Source organism: Streptomyces sp. NPDC020742 (assembly GCF_040641675.1).
Taxonomy (GTDB): domain Bacteria; phylum Actinomycetota; class Actinomycetes; order Streptomycetales; family Streptomycetaceae; genus Streptomyces.
The window spans coordinates 60,725-79,658 of sequence record NZ_JBFAEA010000025.1; the positions used below are offsets into that span (position 1 = coordinate 60,725).

At 72.1% G+C, this 18,934-nt stretch carries 18 protein-coding genes; 14 read left to right on the forward strand and 4 right to left on the reverse strand.

Annotated features, from left to right (window positions below):
• The first annotated feature begins 56 nt into the window (after positions 1-56).
• Entirely contained in the window at positions 57-662 is a 606-nt protein-coding gene (gene folE / locus AB0G84_RS30060; RefSeq protein WP_361327615.1) for a GTP cyclohydrolase I FolE, read from the forward strand.
• Between the two features lie 116 nt (positions 663-778).
• On the opposite strand, the gene AB0G84_RS30065 is transcribed toward folE, so the two are convergent.
• Positions 779-1,894 carry an alpha/beta hydrolase-fold protein gene (locus AB0G84_RS30065; protein ID WP_361327618.1) on the reverse strand — a complete coding sequence of 372 codons (1,116 nt, stop codon included), beginning with the start codon at positions 1,892-1,894 and terminating at the stop codon, positions 779-781.
• A 141-nt stretch (positions 1,895-2,035) separates the two neighbouring features.
• Here AB0G84_RS30065 and AB0G84_RS30070 point away from each other — a divergent pair, with 141 nt between their 5' ends.
• The 6 genes from AB0G84_RS30070 to AB0G84_RS30095 all read left to right on the forward strand — a co-directional run bounded on the left by AB0G84_RS30070 (position 2,036) and on the right by AB0G84_RS30095 (position 7,520).
• The gene (locus tag AB0G84_RS30070; RefSeq protein ID WP_361327620.1) at positions 2,036-3,883 is read left to right on the forward strand and encodes a phosphatidylglycerol lysyltransferase domain-containing protein; all 1,848 of its coding nucleotides are present in this window, start codon (positions 2,036-2,038) and stop codon (positions 3,881-3,883) included.
• Between the two features lie 123 nt (positions 3,884-4,006).
• Positions 4,007-4,939, forward strand: coding sequence for a dihydropteroate synthase (gene folP, locus AB0G84_RS30075; RefSeq protein ID WP_361327623.1), 933 nt, complete (start codon positions 4,007-4,009; stop codon positions 4,937-4,939).
• A gap of 5 nt (positions 4,940-4,944) precedes the next feature.
• Positions 4,945-5,424 (forward strand): nuclear transport factor 2 family protein, encoded by a 480-nt coding sequence (locus AB0G84_RS30080; RefSeq protein ID WP_361327626.1) that lies wholly within the window; start codon positions 4,945-4,947, stop codon positions 5,422-5,424.
• Positions 5,425-5,868: 444 nt separating this feature from the next.
• Entirely contained in the window at positions 5,869-6,243 is a 375-nt protein-coding gene (gene folB, locus AB0G84_RS30085; protein WP_361327629.1) for a dihydroneopterin aldolase, read from the forward strand.
• Positions 6,227-6,823, forward strand: a complete 597-nt coding sequence (folK, locus tag AB0G84_RS30090) for a 2-amino-4-hydroxy-6-hydroxymethyldihydropteridine diphosphokinase (protein WP_361327632.1) — start codon at positions 6,227-6,229, stop codon at positions 6,821-6,823. Before folB ends, folK begins: the two co-directional genes overlap by 17 nt.
• A gap of 205 nt (positions 6,824-7,028) precedes the next feature.
• Positions 7,029-7,520, forward strand: coding sequence for a DUF3180 domain-containing protein (locus AB0G84_RS30095; protein WP_361327635.1), 492 nt, complete (start codon positions 7,029-7,031; stop codon positions 7,518-7,520).
• 21 nt (positions 7,521-7,541) lie between these two features.
• On the opposite strand, the gene AB0G84_RS30100 is transcribed toward AB0G84_RS30095, so the two are convergent.
• Positions 7,542-8,789, reverse strand: a complete 1,248-nt coding sequence (locus AB0G84_RS30100; protein ID WP_361327638.1) for a betaine/proline/choline family ABC transporter ATP-binding protein — start codon at positions 8,787-8,789, stop codon at positions 7,542-7,544.
• 173 nt (positions 8,790-8,962) lie between these two features.
• Here AB0G84_RS30100 and AB0G84_RS30105 point away from each other — a divergent pair, with 173 nt between their 5' ends.
• From AB0G84_RS30105 to AB0G84_RS30120, 4 genes are all read left to right on the forward strand, one after another.
• Positions 8,963-9,697, forward strand: coding sequence for an ABC transporter permease (locus AB0G84_RS30105; RefSeq protein ID WP_361327640.1), 735 nt, complete (start codon positions 8,963-8,965; stop codon positions 9,695-9,697).
• Positions 9,697-10,458: an ABC transporter permease gene (locus AB0G84_RS30110; RefSeq protein WP_361327643.1), complete on the forward strand. Its 762-nt coding sequence runs from the start codon at positions 9,697-9,699 to the stop codon at positions 10,456-10,458. The genes AB0G84_RS30105 and AB0G84_RS30110 overlap by 1 nt, the downstream gene beginning before the upstream one ends.
• A gap of 12 nt (positions 10,459-10,470) precedes the next feature.
• Positions 10,471-11,433 carry an ABC transporter substrate-binding protein gene (locus AB0G84_RS30115; RefSeq protein WP_361327646.1) on the forward strand — a complete coding sequence of 321 codons (963 nt, stop codon included), beginning with the start codon at positions 10,471-10,473 and terminating at the stop codon, positions 11,431-11,433.
• A gap of 64 nt (positions 11,434-11,497) precedes the next feature.
• Entirely contained in the window at positions 11,498-12,964 is a 1,467-nt protein-coding gene (locus AB0G84_RS30120) for a hypothetical protein (RefSeq protein WP_361327649.1), read from the forward strand.
• A gap of 326 nt (positions 12,965-13,290) precedes the next feature.
• Here the strand turns inward: AB0G84_RS30120 and AB0G84_RS30125 are convergent, their stop codons facing one another.
• A complete protein-coding gene (locus AB0G84_RS30125) occupies positions 13,291-14,433 on the reverse strand; it encodes an NADH-quinone oxidoreductase subunit D (RefSeq protein WP_361327652.1) in 1,143 nt (380 codons plus the stop codon).
• Positions 14,434-14,477: 44 nt separating this feature from the next.
• Positions 14,478-15,524 carry an SAM-dependent methyltransferase gene (locus AB0G84_RS30130; protein WP_361327655.1) on the reverse strand — a complete coding sequence of 349 codons (1,047 nt, stop codon included), beginning with the start codon at positions 15,522-15,524 and terminating at the stop codon, positions 14,478-14,480.
• Between the two features lie 172 nt (positions 15,525-15,696).
• Between AB0G84_RS30130 and AB0G84_RS30135 the strand changes: the two genes are divergently transcribed.
• From AB0G84_RS30135 to AB0G84_RS30145, 3 genes are all read left to right on the forward strand, one after another.
• Positions 15,697-16,902: a sensor histidine kinase gene (locus tag AB0G84_RS30135; protein WP_361327658.1), complete on the forward strand. Its 1,206-nt coding sequence runs from the start codon at positions 15,697-15,699 to the stop codon at positions 16,900-16,902.
• A 388-nt stretch (positions 16,903-17,290) separates the two neighbouring features.
• Positions 17,291-17,974, forward strand: coding sequence for a response regulator transcription factor (locus AB0G84_RS30140; RefSeq protein ID WP_361327661.1), 684 nt, complete (start codon positions 17,291-17,293; stop codon positions 17,972-17,974).
• Positions 17,975-18,118: 144 nt separating this feature from the next.
• Complete coding sequence (locus tag AB0G84_RS30145; protein ID WP_361327664.1) at positions 18,119-18,838, forward strand: glycoside hydrolase family 75 protein; 720 nt, start codon at positions 18,119-18,121, stop codon at positions 18,836-18,838.
• Positions 18,839-18,934: the final 96 nt, after the last annotated feature.

The window sequence follows — 18,934 nt, forward strand, 5'->3', positions numbered from 1 at the left end:
GGCATTCCGCGATTCCACCGCGATTCTCCGCGGGCGCAGAAGGAACGAGGCACCACATGACCGACCCTGTGACGCTGGGCATCGACGGCACGATCGGCGAGTTCGACGAGAAGCGTGCCGAGAATGCCGTCCGCGAGCTGCTCATCGCGGTGGGCGAGGACCCGGATCGTGAGGGCCTGCTGGAGACTCCGGCACGGGTGGCTCGGGCGTACAAGGAGATCTTTGCCGGCCTGCGGCAGAAGCCGGAGGACGTGCTGACGACCACGTTCGACCTCGGTCACGACGAGATGGTGCTGGTCAAGGACATCGAACTGGTCTCCAGCTGCGAGCACCACCTGGTCCCCTTCGTCGGGGTGGCGCACGTCGGCTACATCCCGTCCGCGGACGGGAAGATCACCGGCCTGTCGAAGCTGGCCCGGCTGGTCGATGTGTTCGCCCGCCGGCCGCAGGTGCAGGAGCGGCTGACCACGCAGATCGCGGACTCCCTGATGGAGATCCTGGAGCCGCGCGGCGTGATCGTCGTCATCGAGTGCGAGCACATGTGCATGACCATGCGCGGGGTCCGTAAGCCCGGTGCCAAGACGACCACTTCGGCCGTCCGCGGGCAGCTGCGGGACGCGGCGACCCGTGCCGAGGCGATGAGCCTGATACTCGCCCGCTGAGGCCCTTCGGCCGCGGCGGGGCCCGCCGCGCCGTCATCGGCGGGCCCACCGGCCCCCGCCCCTCGCGCCGCCGGGGCGTGCGTGCGTCTCGCCCGCCCCGTTCGACGCCCCCTCGGTCAGGCCTTGAGGCGGTCGCCCAGCCACTGCAGGGCTGCCGGGATCTCGCGGCGCCAGGTGTTGAAGTTGTGGCCGCCGCTGTCGAGGATGATCGACGAGACGTGCGTGGGCGACTTGGTCTGCTCGATGAACCGCAGCGTCTGGTGGTAGTTCCCCTCGCCCTGCTTGCTGGTGGTGACCAGCAGGTTCACCGAGGGCGCGGGCAGGTGGCGCTGACGCCACAACAGGTTGTTCTCCCGCTCCAGCTGCCGGCTCCCGCCGAAGAGGTCACCGGTGGTGGTGTCCCGGGGAGCCTTGTACGCGCCCGACAGGGCAACAGCGGTGGAGTACGCGTCGGGGTGGCGCATCGTCATCTTCAGCGCGCAGTAGCCGCCGGTGGAGTCGCCGATGACGCCCCAGCTCTTCGCCGCACTCCCTATTCGGTAGTGCTCGGCGATGTCCCGGCGCAGGTCCTTGGTGAAGAAGGTCTCGGTCTGCGGGCCGTTCGGTATGTCGACGCACTCGGTGTCACGGGGCGGCGCCACCGTCGGGCGCATCATCACCAGGACGGTCGGCCGCATTTTGCGCTGTTTGAGCAGTTCGTGCTGCGTCTGAGGGAAATGCAGCTTCTTGTAGAGCGCCTCGGCGGTGCCCGGGTAGCCGGTGAGCACCAGCGCCGCCGGGAATTTCGCCTTCGCGTATTTCTTCTGGAAGTACTGCGGGGGCAGATAGACGAAGGCCGGGCTGGCGATCCGGGAGTGCTCGCCGCGGATCAGCACCTTGTCGATCCGGCCGGCGGACGTGGGGCGGGACCCGTTCTGGACGCTGATCCGCTCGGTCCCCAGCATCTGGAGCTTGGTGCCGTTCGGCCCCGAGTGGTAGTTGGTGATCACGCCCGGCTCCTGCTCCTGGCCGAAGAGGTCGGCCCAGGAGGCGTAGAAGCCGAAGGAGTTGTTGGCGTAGAGGCCGATCGCGGCGAAGATCGACAACTGGGTGGCCAGGAGGAGCCCGACGCGTCCGAGGACGGCGCGCCAGTTCCCCTTGGACAGGCGCGGCCAGAGCCAGACCGTGAGGACAAACAGTGCCACCGCGACGAGGACGGCAAGAAGCAGCACTTTCTTGCTGGTGAGACCCATGTGGTGCTTTCTTCCGGGCGGCCGGGCCATCCGTACCGCTAGTGGAACCCCTAGCCCTGAAACGCCGTCATACAGGGCGCAAAAAGTCCAGATGCTGCGACAAGGCTCGCACGTTCTCTCGACCGGGGCGACGGGAAAGTGATGTCTGACAGGCTAGATGGCGAAAAGTCGGAGAAGGTTGCGTGGCGAAGGCCACGCTGGCTCCGCGGCCCGCGGCCCGAATCGGTGCCGCGGTTCGTCGGAACGGCCGGAGTGGTCGTCGGCCTGTTGAACCTGGCGGCCGGGGTCTTCCCGCGGTTCCGGCACAGCCGAGTGCATGCGGTCGCCGAGGTGCTGCCCGGCGCGGTGAGTCCGCTGGCGGCGGCCGCCTCCATCGTCGTCGGCATTCTGCTGCTCCTGCTGGCCCATGGTCTCAAACGGCGTAAGCGGCGGGCCTGGGTGGCGGCGGTGGCGCTGCTCCCGGTGGGCATCGCCGCCCAGCTGGTGTACCGGCACTCCGTGTGCGGGGCGGCGCTCTCGCTGCTGCTGCTGGGCTTCCTGGTGTGGCACCGGCGGGAGTTCGCGGCGCTGCCCGACCCGCGCAGCCGCTGGAAGGCCGTGGCCAACTTCGTCGTCCTGGGCGGCGCCAGCTTCGGCATCGGCATGATCATCGTCAGCTCGCACCCCCACAAGACGATCGGTGCCCCGTCCTTCTGGGACCGCACCCAGCACGTCCTGTGGGGCCTGTTCGGCTTCGAAGGCCCGATCGGCTACACCGAGGGCGTCGGTGACACGGTCGGCTACTCGCTCGGCGCGCTCGGTCTGCTGACCGTCGCCACCACCGCGTACCTCGCCTTCCGCCCCGAGCACCCAGCGGCCCGGCTGACCGAGGACGACGAGCAGCAGCTGCGCGAGCTGCTCGCCCGGCACGGCGACCGGGACTCGCTGGGCTACTTCGCGCTCCGCCGCGACAAGGGCGTGGTGTTCTCCCCGACCGGCAAGGCCGCGGTCTGCTACCGGGTGATCTCCGGTGTGATGCTCGCCAGTGGCGACCCGATAGGCGATGTGGAGGCCTGGCCGGGCGCCATCGAGCGCTTCATGGAGGAGGCCCGGGCGCACTCCTGGACGCCCGCGGTCACCGGCTGCAGCGAGACCGGCGGCCAGGTGTGGACCCGGGAGACCGGCATGGACGCGCTGGAGCTCGGCGACGAGGCGATCGTGGACGTCGCCGACTTCACCCTCACCGGACGGGCGATGCGCAACGTCCGGCAGATGGTCAAGCGGATCGAGCGCAACGGCTACTACACCCAGGTGCGGCGGGTACGCGACCTGGAACCGGCGGAGCTGGCGCGGATCCAGCGGGCCGCGGACGCCTGGCGGGACACCGACACCGAGCGCGGCTTCTCCATGGCGCTGGGCCGGATCGACGCGGAGACCGACGGCGACGCGCTGATCGCCACCGCGCACCTGCCCGCCGCTGAGGGCGAGGAGCCCGGCCCGTTCGGGGACTTGAAGGCGATGCAGCACTTCGTGCCGTGGGGCGGCGACGGGATCTCGCTGGAGCGGATGCGGCGCGATCGCAGCGCCGACCCGGGGATGAACGAGCTGCTGATCGTGGTCACGCTGCAGGCGGCGCCGGACCTCGCGATCAAGAAGATGTCGCTGAACTTCGCGGTCTTCCGCTCCTCCCTGGAGCGCGGGGAGAAGCTCGGCGCGGGGCCGGTGATCCGGGTCTGGCGGGGGTTGCTGATCTTCCTGTCCCGCTGGTACCAGATCGAGTCGCTCTACAAGTTCAACGACAAGTTCCGGCCGCGCTGGGAGCCCCGTTTCGTGGTCTTCCGCAACAGCCGCGACATTCCGCGCATCAGTCTGGCGGCGATGCAGGCCGAGGGCTATCTGGAGCTGCACCTGCCGCGGGTGCTGCGCCGCCGGAAGGCCGCCGAGCCGCGCCCGTGCGCGCATGCGACGGAGCCGGTGCGGGCTGCGGGCGCGGTCGGCAAGGCCGCCTGACCGGCGCGGGGAGGGCCGGGCGGACCCGGGCTTCCCCGCCGGCCGCTGCGGGGCGGCGTCCGACCGGTCCCCGCACGCAGCGGCCGCAATCCGGCCGGTCGGGACACGGCCTACGCTGGTGCCATGAGTACCTTGCGGGGCCGGGTGGCCGGACTGCCGGACTGGGACCGCTGTGCGGTGATGGGTGTCGTGAATGTGACGCCCGATTCGTTCTCCGACGGCGGTCAGTGGTTCGACACCGAACTCGCCGTCAAACACGGTCTGGACCTGGTGGCGCAGGGCGCCGACCTGGTCGATGTGGGCGGTGAGTCGACCCGCCCGGGCGCAGCGCGGGTGGACGAGGCGGAGGAGCTGCGCCGGGTCGTCCCAGTGGTGCGGGAGCTGGCCGCGGCCGGCGCCGTGGTCTCCGTGGACACCATGCGCGCCACGGTGGCCGAGCAGGCGGTGGCCGCCGGGGCGCGGCTGGTCAACGACGTCAGCGCGGGCGCCGCCGACCCGGCCATGGTGCCGGTGGTGGCCGCCCACCACGTCCCCTTCGTGGTCATGCACTGGCGGGGCCGGTCCATCGACATGAACAACCGCGCCATTTACGGCGATGTGGTCACCGAGGTCGTCGACGAGCTCGCGCGGTCCTTGGAGCGGGCGGTGGCCGGCGGCGTCGACCCCGACCGGATCGTCATCGACCCGGGCCTGGGCTTCGCCAAGGAGGCCGAGCACGATCTGGCGCTGGTCTCCGGCCTGGGGCGACTGCGCTCACTGGGCCGGCCGCTGCTGGTGGCCGCTTCGAGGAAACGGTTCCTGGGCAGGGTGCTGGCAGGCGGCGAGGGAGCCGCCCCGCCGCCGGCGCGGGAGCGGGACGCCGCGACGGCCGCGGTATCGGCGATCGTGGCGCGAGAGGGGGCCTGGGCGGTGCGGGTGCACGAGGTCAGGGCGAGCGCGGACGCGGTGCGGGTGGCCCGTGCCGTGGAGCAGGCGGCGGAGACGGTGCAGGCGGCAGGTCCGTCCGGTGCCGGCCCGGCGGACGGGACGACGGCGACCACGACGGGAACGGTGTGAGCGGCTTGGGCCCACGGACGGACATCGAGCTGGTCGAGCAGGCGAACACGACCCTGTACGAGACCATCGAGCGCGGCGATCACGAGGCGCTGTCCGACCTGTGGCTGGACGGCCAGGTGAGCGTGGTGCACCCCGGGTGGCCGGTGCTGCGGGGCCGCGGCGAGGTGCTCCGCTCGTACGCGCTGATCATGGCGAACACGGAGTACATCCAGTTCTTCCTCACCGACGTGGAGATCGACGTCATGGGCGACACCGCCCTGGTGACGTGCACCGAGAACATCCTCAGCGGCGGCCCCGCGGAGGACGACGGCTCGGTGGGCCCGCTGATCGGTCAGCTGGTCGTGGCGACCAATGTCTTCCGGCGTACGGAGGACGGCTGGCGGGTGTGGTCGCACCACGGCTCGCCGGTGCTGGCGGACCGCGGCGAGGAGGACGACGAGGGGGACGACGAGGGCGAGGAAGCGGGCGGCGAAGACGGCCTGTGAGGGGTGTCCGGGCGGAAGCCCGGCCCGGCGAAGGCCCGTGCGCTGGGTCTGTCGGAGCGGGCTGCCGGTCTTCTCGAGAGGGGCGGCTGTGAACCTTGCCATGCCGCCCGGTCTTGCGCTCGGAGCGGCGGCCTGCGCAAGGCGTCAGCCGGGTACGTCAGCCATCCGGGCGAGGGCGCACCCGTTCGAGCCAAGTGCGGTACGGGTAGGGGTGGGGCGCGGGCAGAGGGGTAAGAGGCCGCGCGGACGATCTCCCGCCCGCGGGATGCGCTGTGCCTGTTAGCAGCCGGGCGGGGGTCTTGTCCATAGCCCCCGTGGGCGAGGACTGTCGGTGCTCGAAGGTAGATTCGATGGCGGGACAGTGTTGCCGGATCGCTCCGGAGGCTGCCCGGAACCGACGAACAGTGGCGCCAGAGGTGCCGTGGACCAGTGGGAGTGATTCGCGTGGATCGTGTCGCGCTGCGTGGGCTGAAGGCCCGGGGCCACCACGGGGTGTTCCCCCGTGAGCGCGAGGAAGGGCAGACCTTCATCGTCGATCTGGTCCTCGGTCTGGACACCCGCCAGGCGGCCGCCTCCGATGATCTCGCCAAGACCGTGCACTACGGCGTCGTGGCCGAGGAGGTGGTGGCCGTCGTACAGGGCGAGCCCGTCGACCTCATCGAGACCCTGGCGGAGCGCATCGCCGACCAGTGCCTCAAGCACGAGGGCGTGCAGGAAGTGGAGGTGGTGGTGCACAAGCCGGACGCGCCGATCACCGTTCCCTTCGACGACGTGACCATCACCATCACTCGGAGTCGTGTACATGAACACCAGCAGTGACCCGACCGTACAGCCGGTGCCCGCCTCCGTCGTGGAGCAGGTGGACGCCGCCGATGTGACGCTCTCCAACCCCAAACGCGCCGTGATCTCCCTCGGCAGCAACCTCGGCAACCGCCTGGAGACCCTCCAGGGGGCCGTCGACGCCCTGGAGGACACCCCGGGCCTGCGGGTCAAGGCGGTCTCCCCGGTGTACGAGACCGAGCCGTGGGGGGTGCAGCCGGGCAGTCAGCCCGCGTACTTCAACGCCGTGGTGCTGATCAAGACGACGCTGCCGCCGGCCTCCCTCCTGGAGCGCGGGCACGCCATCGAGGAGGCCTTCGAGCGGGTCCGCGACGAGCGCTGGGGTCCGCGCACGATCGACGTCGACATCGTCGCCTACCAGGACGTGATCTCCGACGACCCGCGGCTGACGCTGCCGCATCCGCGCGCCCACGAGCGGGCGTTCGTGCTGGTCCCGTGGCACGACGTCGACCCGGAGGCGGAGGTCCCCGGGTACGGCGCGGTGGCCGGGCTGCTCTCCGAGGTCGGCCGTGCCGGGGTGCTGGCGCGGGCGGACCTGGAACTGCGGCTGCCGGAGTAGTCGTTAGGGTTGCGGGCCGGTCGGCGTCCTGACGGGCGCCCGGCTCCCCGCGGGGCACTGACCGGTCCGTACGGCAGGATGCGTACGGGCCGTTGCCATGCGGGATGTTTGGCAACGGAACGGACAGACCGTGACGGATCGGCCGGGACGGCAGGATGGTCGTGACGGCAGGGACGGTCACAACGGTGCGAGAGGCGATCGCTCGGTGAAGCAGCTACACATCAAGGTGCTGGTCGGGCTGTTCCTGGCAGCCGGGGTGCTCGCCTGGGGCGGCGCCCGGCTGTGGGACTCCTTCGGCACCCTCCCCAGCGTTCCGGGAGCCGCCCCGATCGTGCTGGCGCTGCTCGCCGCCGTGCTCGCCGCCACCGCCTTCGCCCTCCGTACACGGCTGCGCGCCCAACGGGAGCGCCGGCCCGGCGCCAGGGGCGTGGACCCCCTGGTCGCCGCCCGCGCGGTGGTCTTCGGCCAGGCCAGCGCCCTGGTGGCGTCGCTGGTCGCCGGGCTGTACGGCGGTGTCGGGGTCTTCCTGCTGACCGCCGGGCTCGATGTCGAACCCCGTCGGGACCAGGCGATCCACGCCGGGCTGTCGGTGCTCGCCGGTGCCGCCGTGGTCGCCGCGGCGCTCTTCCTGGAGCGGGTGTGCAAACTGCCCGACGACGACGGCAACGGCAACGGCGGGGTGAACGCGGCGGCCTGACCCGGCCGAGCCGCCGCCCGGTCAGGCGCCGGGGACCGGCACGGTGTCGAGGGAGACCTCGTCGCGCGGACGGTTCGCGGCGTCCGCCGTGGCCGAGCGGCGCAGCGCGCCGTGCAGCCCGCCGGGGGTGAGCACCCCCAGGTGGCGGTCGCCGTCCCGGACGGCGATCCAGCCGGCGTCGTGCTGCAGCAGGGTGCTGAGTGCCTCCCTGAGCGGGGCGCCCAGCGGCAGCCAGGCCGCCATCGGACGGGCGTACTCCCGGACGGTGCCCTGCGGGGCAGCCCCGGCGGCCTCCCGCCCGGCCCCGGCCTCCGAGGCCGCTCCCACGCCGTCCCCGGGTCCTTCGGGGCCCGCTGCGGCGCCCGTCAGTGCCCCGGCCGCCACCCAGCCGTACGGCGCGCCGTCCGCGTCCAGGACGACCGCCCACGGCGCCTCGTCGGCCGCGAGCCGGTCGGCGGCGGACGCGGCGGCGTCATCGAGCCGGACGACCGGCGGGCTCTCCAGGTCGCCCGTTTCGACCGGGGTGACCGACAGCCGCTTCAGCCCCCGGTCCGCGCCGACGAACTGCGCGGCATACGGGGTCGCGGGGGCGCCCAGCACCGTCGCCGGAGTGTCCAGTTGCTCGATCCGGCCGGCGCCGTAGACCGCGATCCGGTCGCCGAGCCGGACCGCCTCCTCGATGTCGTGGGTGACGAAGAGCACCGTCTTGTGCAGCGTGGACTGCAGCCGCAGGAACTCGTTCTGGAGGTGCTCGCGGACGACCGGGTCGACCGCGCCGAACGGCTCGTCCATCAGCAGCACCGGCGGATCGGCGGCCAGGGCGCGGGCCACTCCGACGCGCTGGCGCTGGCCGCCGGAGAGCTGCTCGGGGTAGCGGTCGCCGTACACCGACGGGTCCAGGCCGACCAGGTCGAGGAGTTCGGCGGCGCGGGCCCTGGCCTCCTTGCGCGGGCGGCCGAGGAGGTGCGGCACGGTGGCGGTGTTGTCCAGGACGGTCTTGTGGGGGAACAGCCCGACCTGTTGGATGACGTAGCCGATGCGGCGCCGCAGCTGGACGGGGTCGACGGTGGATATGTCCTCGCCGTCGAGGAAGATCCGCCCGCTGGTGGGCTCGATGAGCCGGTTGACCATCTTCATGGTCGTGGTCTTGCCGCAGCCCGAGGGGCCGACCAGCGTGACGAGTTCCCCCTCGGCGACCTCGAAGGTGAGGTCGTCCACCGCGGTGGTGCCGTCGGCGTAGCGCTTGGTGACGTGCTCGAAGCGGATCATTCATCCCCCAGGTGCGGAAGGGCCCATTGTGGCCGGGCGGTCGTGAACGTGGTGTTGCACGCGGATGGCGATCCGGCCGGTGAGCTGCGGGACCGGGCCGATTGTCAGTCCTGGGGTTTAGGGTCGCAGACAGTGACGGCAGAAGTGAGCCAGGGCGGGGGAGGTGACGGACCATGAGCGGCAGCGGCGCCGGGCCGGGCTGTCTGGAGGCCAACGACTGGATCTGCGGCGAGTACCTGCGCACCCGCAGCCAGGAGTTGACCGACGCTACGGTCCAGCACATCGGGATCACGGCCGCATCGGTGGCGATCGGGCTGCTGATCGCCTTTCCGCTGGCGCTGCTGGCCCGTAGCCGGCGGGGCGCGGCCGGGCCGGTCCTGGGGCTGACGACGGTGCTCTACACCGTCCCCTCGCTGGCGATGTTCGCCCTGCTGACACCGGTCTTCGGGGTCTCGGCCTCGGTGGTCGTCACGGGCCTGGTGCTGTACTCGCTGACGATCCTGGTGCGCAACATCCTCGCCGGTCTGCAGGCGGTCCCCGCCGAGGTGCGGGAGGCCGCCCGCGGGATGGGGTACGGCCCGGCCCGGCTGCTGTTCGAGGTGGAACTCCCGCTCGCGGTGCCCGCGGTGGTCGCCGGGGTGCGGATCGCCACGGTCTCGACGGTGGCGATGACGACCGTCGGCTCGGTCGTCGGCTACGGCGGCCTGGGCAACCTCATAGCCAGCGGTATGGAGGGCTTCTTCAAGGCGGAGGTGCTCACGGCGTCGGTGCTGTGTGTGCTGCTGGCGCTGCTCGCCGATCTGCTGCTGATGGGGCTCCAGCGGCTGCTGACGCCCTGGACGCGGGTGCGGCCCGCGGCGGCGCCCCGGGGACGGCGCGGATCCCGTACGGCGAAGGCGGCGGTGTGATGGGGGCGGTCGGGGGAGCCTGGACGTGGCTGACGACGGGCGCCAACTGGGCGGGGGAGAAGGGGGTGTGGCACCGCCTCGGGGAGCATCTCTGGCTCAGCGGGCTGTGCCTGGTGCTCGCCTGCCTGATCGCCCTGCCGGTCGCGCTCTGGCTCGGGCACGTCGGCAAGGGCGGGGCGCTGGCGGTCAACCTCTCCAACGTGGGCCGCGCGGTGCCGACGTTCGCCGTCCTGGTGCTGCTGACGCTCAGCCCGCTGGGCCGGCACGGGGACCTGCCGACGCTGATCGCGCTGGTGCTGTTCGCGGTGCCGCCGCTGCTGACCAACGCCTATCTGGGCATGCGGGAGGCGGACCGTGGTGTCGTCGAGGCCGCCCGCGGGATGGGCATGTCGGGGCCGCAGCTGCTGCTCCGCGTCGAGATACCGCTCGCCTACCCGCTGATCATGACCGGGCTCCGGTCCGCCACCGTCCAGGTGGTGGCGACCGCGACGCTCGCCGCGCTCGCCGGCGGCGGCGGTCTGGGCCGGATCATCACCGCGGGCTTCGGCAACTACGACACCGCCCAGGTCGTCGCGGGCGCGGTGCTGGTGGCCGTGCTCGCGCTGGCCGTGGAGGGCCTCCTCGTCCTCGCCGAGCGGCTCCTCGACCCCATGCGGGGCCGGCGGCGCGCGGTGCGGACGGCACGCCCCGTGCGCGGCGCGCCGCGCGAGGCGCCGGCCCGAACCGACTCGACCGGACCCGAACTGATCCGAACGGACTGAATGGTGGCATCCATGAGCAGCACCTCGCGCGCGGGCCGTACCGCGCTTGTCGCGGGCACCGTCCTGGCACTGGCGGCCGGGCTGGCCGCCTGTGGCGGCCAGAGCCTGGAGGAGAAGGGCGGCGCTGGCAAGGGGGGCAAGGACGAACTCGTCATCGGCGCGGCCGGTTTCACCGAGTCGAAGGTGCTCGCCGAGATCTATTCCCGGATCCTCGCCGACGCCGGGTACCGCACCCGCGTACAGACGCTCGCCAATCGCGAGCTGTATGAACCGGCCTTGGAGAAGGGCCAGATCGATGTGGTTCCGGAATACGCCTCCACCCTCGCCGAATTCCTCAACGCCAAGCAGAACGGCGCCAAGGCGAAGCCGGTCGCCTCCAGCGACATCGACAAGACGGTGACGGCACTGAAGAAGCTCGCCGGACCGCGCGGACTGAAGGTGCTGCCCCCCGGTGCGGCGACGGATCAGAACGCGTTCGCGGTGAGCAAGGAATTCGCCACCCAGCACAAGCTGAAGACCCTCTCCGACCTCGGTAAATCACAGCAGAAGGTCAAACTCGCCTCGGGTGAAGAGTGCGAGACCAGGGTGTTCTGCAAGCCGGGCCTGGAGAAGACGTACGGCATCGACATCAGCGCCCTGGACCCCAAGGGAGTCGGGACCCCGCAGGCCAAGCAGGCGGTCAAGGACGGCACCGACCAGCTGGTGCTCACCACCACCACGGACGCCACTCTCGACAACTTCGGGCTGGTGCTTCTGAAGGACGACAAGAAGCTCCAGAACGCCGACAATGTGCTCCCGGTGGTGAATGCCAAGAGCGCCGGCGACAAGAAGATAGCCACCGCTCTGGGGAAGCTCACCGGTACTCTGACGACCGAAGACCTGATCACCTTGAACCGCAAGGTTGATGCCGAGCGGCTCAAGCCCGCGGATGTCGCACAGGAGTTTCTGGAGTCCAAGGGACTGGTCAAGAAGTAACCAGCGGGAAACGGATTGGCGTGCGGGGCCCCATCGGTCCCGCACGCACGGTAAGTTTCTGGCCATGCCACGAGGACGCCACCGCCAATCCCCCCACCTCCACCGGCTGCTTCCTCCCACCACGGTCGCCGGTGCGTCAATCGCCTGCGCCGCGGGCGCGTGGTTCGTCGGCGACGATCTGGTCCAACGGGTACTCGCCGCGGGCGCGGCGGCCGCCGCCCTTAGCGGCGCCGTCTTGCTGCGGAACTGGGACCGTAAGGCAGGTCGCAAGGTCGCCGAACTCACCCGGGCCCGGGTGCGCGACGAGTGGCGCACCGAGGAGCGGATCGCCGAACTCGAAACGGACGTCGAGGAGTCCCGCGAACGCCGCGCAGCCCTGGAGGCCAAACTCCGCGCCAAGCGCGCCGAACTGGCCCGGCTGCGCAGCGAACACGCCGAACTGCTGCGCCGTTACGCCACCGCCGAGACCGAACGGGCCAGCGCCCTGGAGGGCCGTCGGCTGCTCGCCATCGAGGCAGCGCCACCCAAGGAACTCCCGGCGGGCGCCGACGTCCCGCCGGCTCTGCGTGCCGGCCGGGCGCCCGTCCCGGCCCGCCGCGAGCCCGAGACCCCGGACCGCCCGGCCCCGGCCGGCTACGCCGAGGCCGACCGGGCGCTCCGTCAACTCGCCCGCAACGCCGCCCGTCAGCGCGCCACCCAGCAGGCCGCACCGGACGCCCGAGAGCTCGCCGCGGAGGCGCAGGACGGCGACCGGGCCACCCCACCCACCCCGCCGGCCACCCCACCCACCCCGCCGGCCGGCCCCGACGCCCGAGGCGGCCGGGACGGTGACGACGCCCAGGGCAACGGCCGGGGCAACGCCGAGGGCAACGGCCGGTCGGCCACGGTCGAGCGGAAGAGCGGCGCAGACCGCGCCCGTAAGACATCGGACACCGGCTCGGCGCTCCGTCCCGTCCCGGCCGCCGCCATCGCGCCGCCGCGCCCCGCGGCCTCCCGGGAGCTGGGCGGCTTCGACTTCTTCGGCAACAAGGTCACGGACCAGCCGCAGGAGCTGCCCGCGCCGCTGGAGGAGGACCTGGCGGACGTCGTCGGCGACGAGGCGGTCGCGGAGCAGTCGGCCCGCGCCGGGTCCCGCCGGGCCCGCAGGGGGGCGCGCAAGGCCCCTGCCCAGGGCCGCAACCACCTGACCACGAGCGACACCCCGGCCGATGGCGCATCGGCGGACAGCGTATCGGCGGGCGGCGAGTGGTCCGATGCCACGCGGCCCGACGGCGAGCGGCCCGATGCCAAGTGGTCCGACGCCAAGCGGTCCGAGGCCAAGTGGTCCGAGGCCAAGCGGTCCGCTGTGGAGCGGATCGACGCGGGACCGTCCGATGCGGACCGGGCCGAGGCACCGGCCACCGATGGTGCGGCGTCCGACCGGGAGCCCGACGGCGCGACCACCAGCGGTGTCGGTGAGGTCATCGACCTCACCGCCCACGACGAGACCGAGCAGCTGGACGTCAACACCCTGCGCAGCGCCATCTCCTGACCGGCGGTGGCCGCCGCGCCCGGCAGGCACTGATCCTTCGCGTGGCCCCGGAGCTCCCACGAGCTCCGGGGCCACGCGCCGTTCGGGGCCCCCGCGCTGCCGGGGCGGTGACGGCCGTCCACAGGGTGTGGACGGCGCGGGGCGGGTGGTGGAACGAACGGGGGCTGGGAGAGAGGGGCGCCGGGACGAACGGGCTCCGGGAGCGGCGCAGTCGGGACAAGTCGGGAGCCGGGAGCGGCGGGCGCCGGGGCGAACGGGAGCGGTGAGGTGCGGGTACAGGTAGGAGCGGGAGCCGGGGGGGGGGGGGGAGGCTCGGTGCCCGCCGCCTACTTGTCGATGTCGCCGACCACGAAGAACATCGACCCCAGAATGGCCACCATGTCGGCGACCAGCGTGCCCGGCAGCAGCTCCACCAGCGCCTGGATGTTGTTGAACGACGCCGAGCGGAGCTTGAGCCGGTATGGCGTCTTCTCGCCCTTGGAGACCAGGTAGTAGCCGTTGATCCCCAGCGGGTTCTCGGTCCAGGCGTAGGTCGCGCCCTCCGGCGCCTTGAGGACCTTCGGCAGCCGCTGGTTCACCGGACCCGGCGGCAGCTCCGCGAGCCGGTCCAGGCAGGCGTCGGCGAGATCCAGCGCGTTGTGGCTCTGCTCCAGCAGGCACTCGAAGCGGGCCAGGCAGTCACCCTCCTCGCGGGTGACGACCCGGAGCACGTCTGTGAGCTCCCCGTACGCCAGGTACGGCTCGTCGCGCCGCAGGTCGAAGTCGACGCCGGAGGCGCGGGCGATCGGTCCGGACACGCCGTACGCATGCGCCGTCGACGGGGCCAGCACGCCGACCCCGCGGGTACGGCCGCGGAAGATCTCGTTGCCCAGGACCAGGTTGTCGAAGACGTCCATCCGGGACCGCACGTCGGCCACGGCCTGCCGGGCCCGGCCCGCCCAGCCCGCCGGCAGGTCCTCCTTGAGGCCGCCGACGCGGTTGAACATGTAGTGCATCCGGCCGCCGGAGATCTCCTCCATGACCGTCTGGAGCTCCTCGCGCTCCCGGAACGCGTGGAAGACCGGGGTGATGCCGCCCAGCTCCAGCGGGTACGAGCCGAGGAACATCAGGTGGTTCAGCACGCGGTTCAGCTCGGCCAGCAGCGTCCGCAGCCACACCGCGCGCTCGGGCACCTCCATGCCCAGCATCCGCTCGACCGCCAGCACCACACCCAGCTCGTTGGAGAACGCCGACAGCCAGTCGTGCCGGTTGGCGAGCATGATGATCTGGCGGTAGTCGCGCGCCTCGAAGAGCTTCTCGGCACCACGGTGCATATAGCCGATCACCGGCTCGGCGTGCTGGATGCGCTCGCCGTCCAGGACGAGACGCAGCCGCAGCACGCCGTGCGTCGAGGGGTGCTGCGGCCCGATGTTCAGCACCATGTCGGTGCTCTCCGCCGCGCCGCCGATGCCGACCGTCGTCTCCGTCATGGGAACAGTCTCGCAGCCCACCGCCCCGCCGGACCCCCTGGCCCTCAGGCGTCCCACTCCTTGAGCAGCGCCGCACCCGCCCCGCCCACCGGCTCCAGCAGCCAGCCGAAGCCGCCCAGCCCCGCCGGGTCCGTCAGCTCCGCCGCGGAGCCCGCCGCAGCCAGGGCCCGTACGTAGCCGGCCGGGTCGGTGGCGGCCAGGGTGAGCGGCGGGCGGCGGCCGTCCACCCCCAGGGCGTGCAGCGCCGCGCGCTGGGTCAGCCGCCGGGCCGCCGGACCGGCACAGGCGTCCAGCGCCACATGCGCCGTGAGGTCGCAGCTGCCGTCCGGCACCGGGCGGACCTCCCGGCCGTCGCGGAATCCGGTGAGGGTGCCGAAGGGCGGACGGTCGCCCCGCTCGTGCGCATAGTCGACGGCGACCGCCAGCCCGGCGCGCAGTACCCCGACGGCCCGCGCCCAGGCCTCGTCCCGGGGCCGGCCGATCTCGGCCCGCAGCCCGGGGCTACCCACCGGGGACCCGCCCCCGGTGGCCGCGGCCGACAGCGGCGGCGCCCACCACCGCAACAGCCACTCCGCGTCCGCACCGCCGACCGGTTCCCCCAGCCGCTCGGTGCCGTCCGCGCGCACCAGCACCCGGCGCGCCACCCCCTCCGCGTCCGTCTCCACGACGTCCACCGGCACATTGTCGAGCCACTCGTTCGCGAACAGCAGCCCGGTCAGCGACCCCGGCGCGGGCAGCTCGTCCAGCCAGCCGATCCGCCCGTCCAGGCCCTCGGGGCGGGCCGCCCGCTCGACGGCGTACGGGCGCAGCCGCGCGGCCACCTCCCCGGGCAGCGCACCCAGCACCCCCGTTAGCAGCTCACCGCGTCCCGCGCCCACATCGACCAGCGCCAGCTCCTCAGGGCGTCCCAAGGCCTCGTCCACCCGGCACAGGAGCGCCGCGACGGCCCCGGCGTAGAGCGGCGAGACGTGCACCGAGGTGCGGAAGTGCCCGGACGGGCCGGGCCCGCCCGGACGGGTGTAGAAGCCGTCGTCCGCCCCGTACAGCGCCCGTTCCGTCGCGTCCCGCCAGCCACACCACTCGTTCGTCACCCGCCCCACGGTACGGGCGGGCACCCGGTGGTCCCGCGGCCTCCCGCCCAGGTCGTGCCCGGTTCCGGCGCATGTGGCGGATAGAGCCTCCACCTAGGGGAGTAGACCCGGCGCACAGGATCGCTCCTCCGGTTGACCCGTACACCTTTTTGCGCTGCCTACGCTGGGTTACGTGCAGCGCCTCTATGACTTCCTCCGCAGGCACCCGACGGGGGTGGACACCTTCTGGGCCCTCCTCCTGCTCGGGATGGCCAGCCTGTGGGTCGTGAACCTCCTCCAGGGCACCCGGCTGATCCTCGGTGCGATCTTCACGCTCGGCCTCGGCCTGGTCGTCGCGCTGCGCCGCAAGGCCCCTGTGAAGATGCTCCTGCTGACGGCCGCCATCGGCACCGGCCAGCTGGTCTTCGACATCCCGCCCAACCTGGGCGACTTCGCGCTGTTCGTGATCACCTACACCATCGCCTCGGGACCCACCATCCCCCGCTGGGCCTCCCGCTGTTGCCTCGCGGCCGCCTTCATCACTCCGGTCCTCGCAGCGCTGCGCTTCTCCTCGCTGCCGCCCAGCCGGCCGTTGTGGGTGTCGCTGTTCATGGTCACGCTGCTCACCGTGCCGTTCGTGCTGGCCTGGGTGCTCGGCGACTCGGTGCGCACCCGCCGCGCCTACTGGGCGCAGCTGGAGGAGAAGGCCGCCCGGCTGGAGAAGGAGCGGGAGGCGCAGTCCCGGATCGCGGTCGCCGCCGAGCGCGCCCGGATCGCCCGTGAGCTGCACGACGTCGTCGCGCACAACGTCTCGGTGATGGTCGTCCAGGCCGACGGCGCCGCCTACGTACTCGACTCCGCACCCGAGCAGACCCGGCAGGCTCTGGAGACGATCTCCGGCACCGGCCGCCAGGCGCTGGCCGAGATGCGCCGCCTGCTGGGCGTGCTGCGTACCGGGGAGCAGGCGGAGGGCGGCGAGTACGTCCCCCAGCCGGGTGTCGACCAGCTCGGCGATCTGATCGACCAGGTGCGCGGTGCGGGGCTCGCCGTCGACTTCCGGATCGACGGCGAACCGCGCCCGCTGCCCAGCAGCGTCGAGCTGACCGCCTACCGCATCGTCCAGGAGGCGCTCACCAACACGCGCAAGCACGGCGGCCCCGAGGCCGGCGCGACCGTCCGCCTCTCCTACCTGGACGACGATCTCGAACTGCTCGTCGAGGACGACGGGCGGGGCGCACAGCACGAGCTCTACGACGAGGGCGGCGCGGACGGCCTCGGCCACGGCCTGATCGGCATGCGTGAACGGGTCGGCATGGTCGGCGGCAGCCTGAACGCGGGGCCGCGCCCCGGCGGCGGCTTCCGCATCAACGCGGTCCTCCCGCTCAAGCCCACGAAGTGAGCCGCGTTGTGCCGCCCGGGCGAGCTGTGATCTTGGGGCGGGCTGTGCGGGCTGTGCGGGCTGTGCGAGCTGTGCCGGTGCGATCCGTGCCGGTGGGATCCGTGGCCCTGGCGGCTGTGCGTGTGCCGGCTGTGCGTGTGTCGGCCGTGCGTGTGCCGGCTGTGCGTGTGCCGGCTGTGCCACCCGTGCAATCCGAGGTCTCGGTGTCGTCCGTTTCGTTGGTGCGGTCGGTGCGGTCGGTGCGGTCGGTGCTGGCGGTGCAGTCGGTGCTGGCGGTGTGGTTAATGCTGGCGGTGCCGTCGGCGTTGTTGGTGTTGGCGGCGTCTCTCGTGTCTCCTGGGTTCTCCGTGTCCCCCAAACCGCTCATGTCTGAAGGGATCCCCCTGCCATGACCATCCGCGTGATGCTCGTCGACGATCAGGCGCTGCTGCGCACCGGCTTCCGGATGGTGCTGGCCGCGCAGCCCGACATGGAGGTTGTCGCGGAGGCGGGGAACGGCCTTGAGGCGCTGGAGGTGCTCCGTTCCGCCAAGGTCGATGTGATCCTGATGGACGTCCGTATGCCGCACCTGGATGGTGTGGAGGCCACCCGCCGGATCTGCGAGGGCGGCCAGAAGGAGGGCGCCCCGAAGGTGCTCATCCTGACCACCTTCGATCTGGACGAGTACGCCTTCTCCGCCCTGAAGGCCGGCGCCAGCGGATTCATGCTCAAGGACGTGCCGCCCGGTGAACTGCTTGCCGCGATCCGGGCGGTGCAGAGCGGCGATGCGGTCGTCGCGCCGTCCACCACCCGTCGGCTCCTGGACCGCTTCACGCCGATGCTGCCCGCGAGTTCCGCCGAGCCGGCCCGCCCCGAACTGGAGCGGCTGACCGACCGTGAGCGGGAGGTGCTGTTGCTGGTCGCCCAGGGGCTGTCGAACGGCGAGATCGCGGCTCGGCTGGTGCTGTCCGAGGCCACCGTCAAGACCCATGTCGGCCGCATCCTCACCAAGTTGAACCTGCGGGACCGCGTCCAAGCGGTGGTCCTCGCCTACGAGACGGGGCTGGTGCGGGCGGGGCACTCGGGGACGTAACGACGTACGGGAGCGGTGGTGGGGACGGGGCGGAGAAGGCGGCCGGCGGAGGGGTTGACGTGTACCCGGAGGGTTGACGCGCACCCGCGGCGAGGAGCAGATTGACGCGCGGTAAGGAAACTTTCCTAACAGAAGGATTCCGTTGTGCGCAGATCAACTCTCGCTCTCGCCACCGCCACCGGCGCCGCCCTGCTCACCGCGGCCGCCCTCCCCGCCACCGCCCAGCCCACCGCTCACCTGGCCCCGACCGCAGCCGCTCAGGGCGCCGGACTCCAGGAGGGCACGGTCGGTGCGGCCGCCTTACTGGCCAAGCTCAAGGGCTGTGCGCAGCTCTCGCACGGCAAGTACCGCACCGACGAGGAGACTTCGGCCTCCGTACCGGTCTGCGGCAAGAACGGCGCGGTCTTCTGGAAGGCCGACATGGACATCGACTGCGATGGCCGGACCACCTCGAAGTGCAATGCCGACACCGATCCCTGGTACCAGGACGACACCGCCTTCCACCAGTCCGACGGCGAGCCGCTGAGCGCCGAGCGGCTGCCCTACGTCGTCGTGCCCAGCGCCAGCGGCATCTGGAACTACGCGTCCGCCGGCATCAAGGGCGGCGGTGTGGTCGCCGTCATCTACCGCGACCAGGTGGAGTACGCGGTCGTCGGCGACACCGGCCCTGACAAGATCATCGGCGAGGCGTCGTACGCCACTGCCAGAGGCCTGGGCATCGACCCCGACCCGGCGACCGGTGGCACCGACTCGGGCGTCACCTACCTCCTCTTCAAGAACTCCCGGGCCACGCCGATCGAGAGCCACACCGACGCGGTCAGCCGCGGCGACGCCCTGGCGAAGAAGTTCCTGCAGGACAACTGACCGGGTTCGGGGGTCGAGGTCGGGGCCGGGGCCGCTCCCGGCCGGGAGCCGGGAGCCGGGAGCCGGGGGCGCGGCTGGTGCCGGGCTGGGCCGGGG

Bases quoted from the DNA above. Each gene is read 5' to 3' on its own strand.
- AB0G84_RS30100 (WP_361327638.1), bottom strand. From the start codon at position 8,789: ATGATCCGCTTCGAGCACGTCACCAAGCGCTACGCCGACGGCACCACC.
- AB0G84_RS30105 (WP_361327640.1), top strand. From the start codon at position 8,963: ATGAGCGGCAGCGGCGCCGGGCCGGGCTGTCTGGAGGCCAACGACTGG.
- AB0G84_RS30065 (WP_361327618.1), bottom strand. From the start codon at position 1,894: ATGGGTCTCACCAGCAAGAAAGTGCTGCTTCTTGCCGTCCTCGTCGCG.
- AB0G84_RS30110 (WP_361327643.1), top strand. From the start codon at position 9,697: ATGGGGGCGGTCGGGGGAGCCTGGACGTGGCTGACGACGGGCGCCAAC.
- folK (WP_361327632.1), top strand. From the start codon at position 6,227: ATGAACACCAGCAGTGACCCGACCGTACAGCCGGTGCCCGCCTCCGTC.
- folE (WP_361327615.1), top strand. From the start codon at position 57: ATGACCGACCCTGTGACGCTGGGCATCGACGGCACGATCGGCGAGTTC.
- AB0G84_RS30140 (WP_361327661.1), top strand. From the start codon at position 17,291: ATGACCATCCGCGTGATGCTCGTCGACGATCAGGCGCTGCTGCGCACC.
- AB0G84_RS30070 (WP_361327620.1), top strand. From the start codon at position 2,036: ATGTCTGACAGGCTAGATGGCGAAAAGTCGGAGAAGGTTGCGTGGCGA.
- AB0G84_RS30120 (WP_361327649.1), top strand. From the start codon at position 11,498: ATGCCACGAGGACGCCACCGCCAATCCCCCCACCTCCACCGGCTGCTT.
- AB0G84_RS30125 (WP_361327652.1), bottom strand. From the start codon at position 14,433: ATGACGGAGACGACGGTCGGCATCGGCGGCGCGGCGGAGAGCACCGAC.
- folP (WP_361327623.1), top strand. From the start codon at position 4,007: ATGAGTACCTTGCGGGGCCGGGTGGCCGGACTGCCGGACTGGGACCGC.
- AB0G84_RS30115 (WP_361327646.1), top strand. From the start codon at position 10,471: ATGAGCAGCACCTCGCGCGCGGGCCGTACCGCGCTTGTCGCGGGCACC.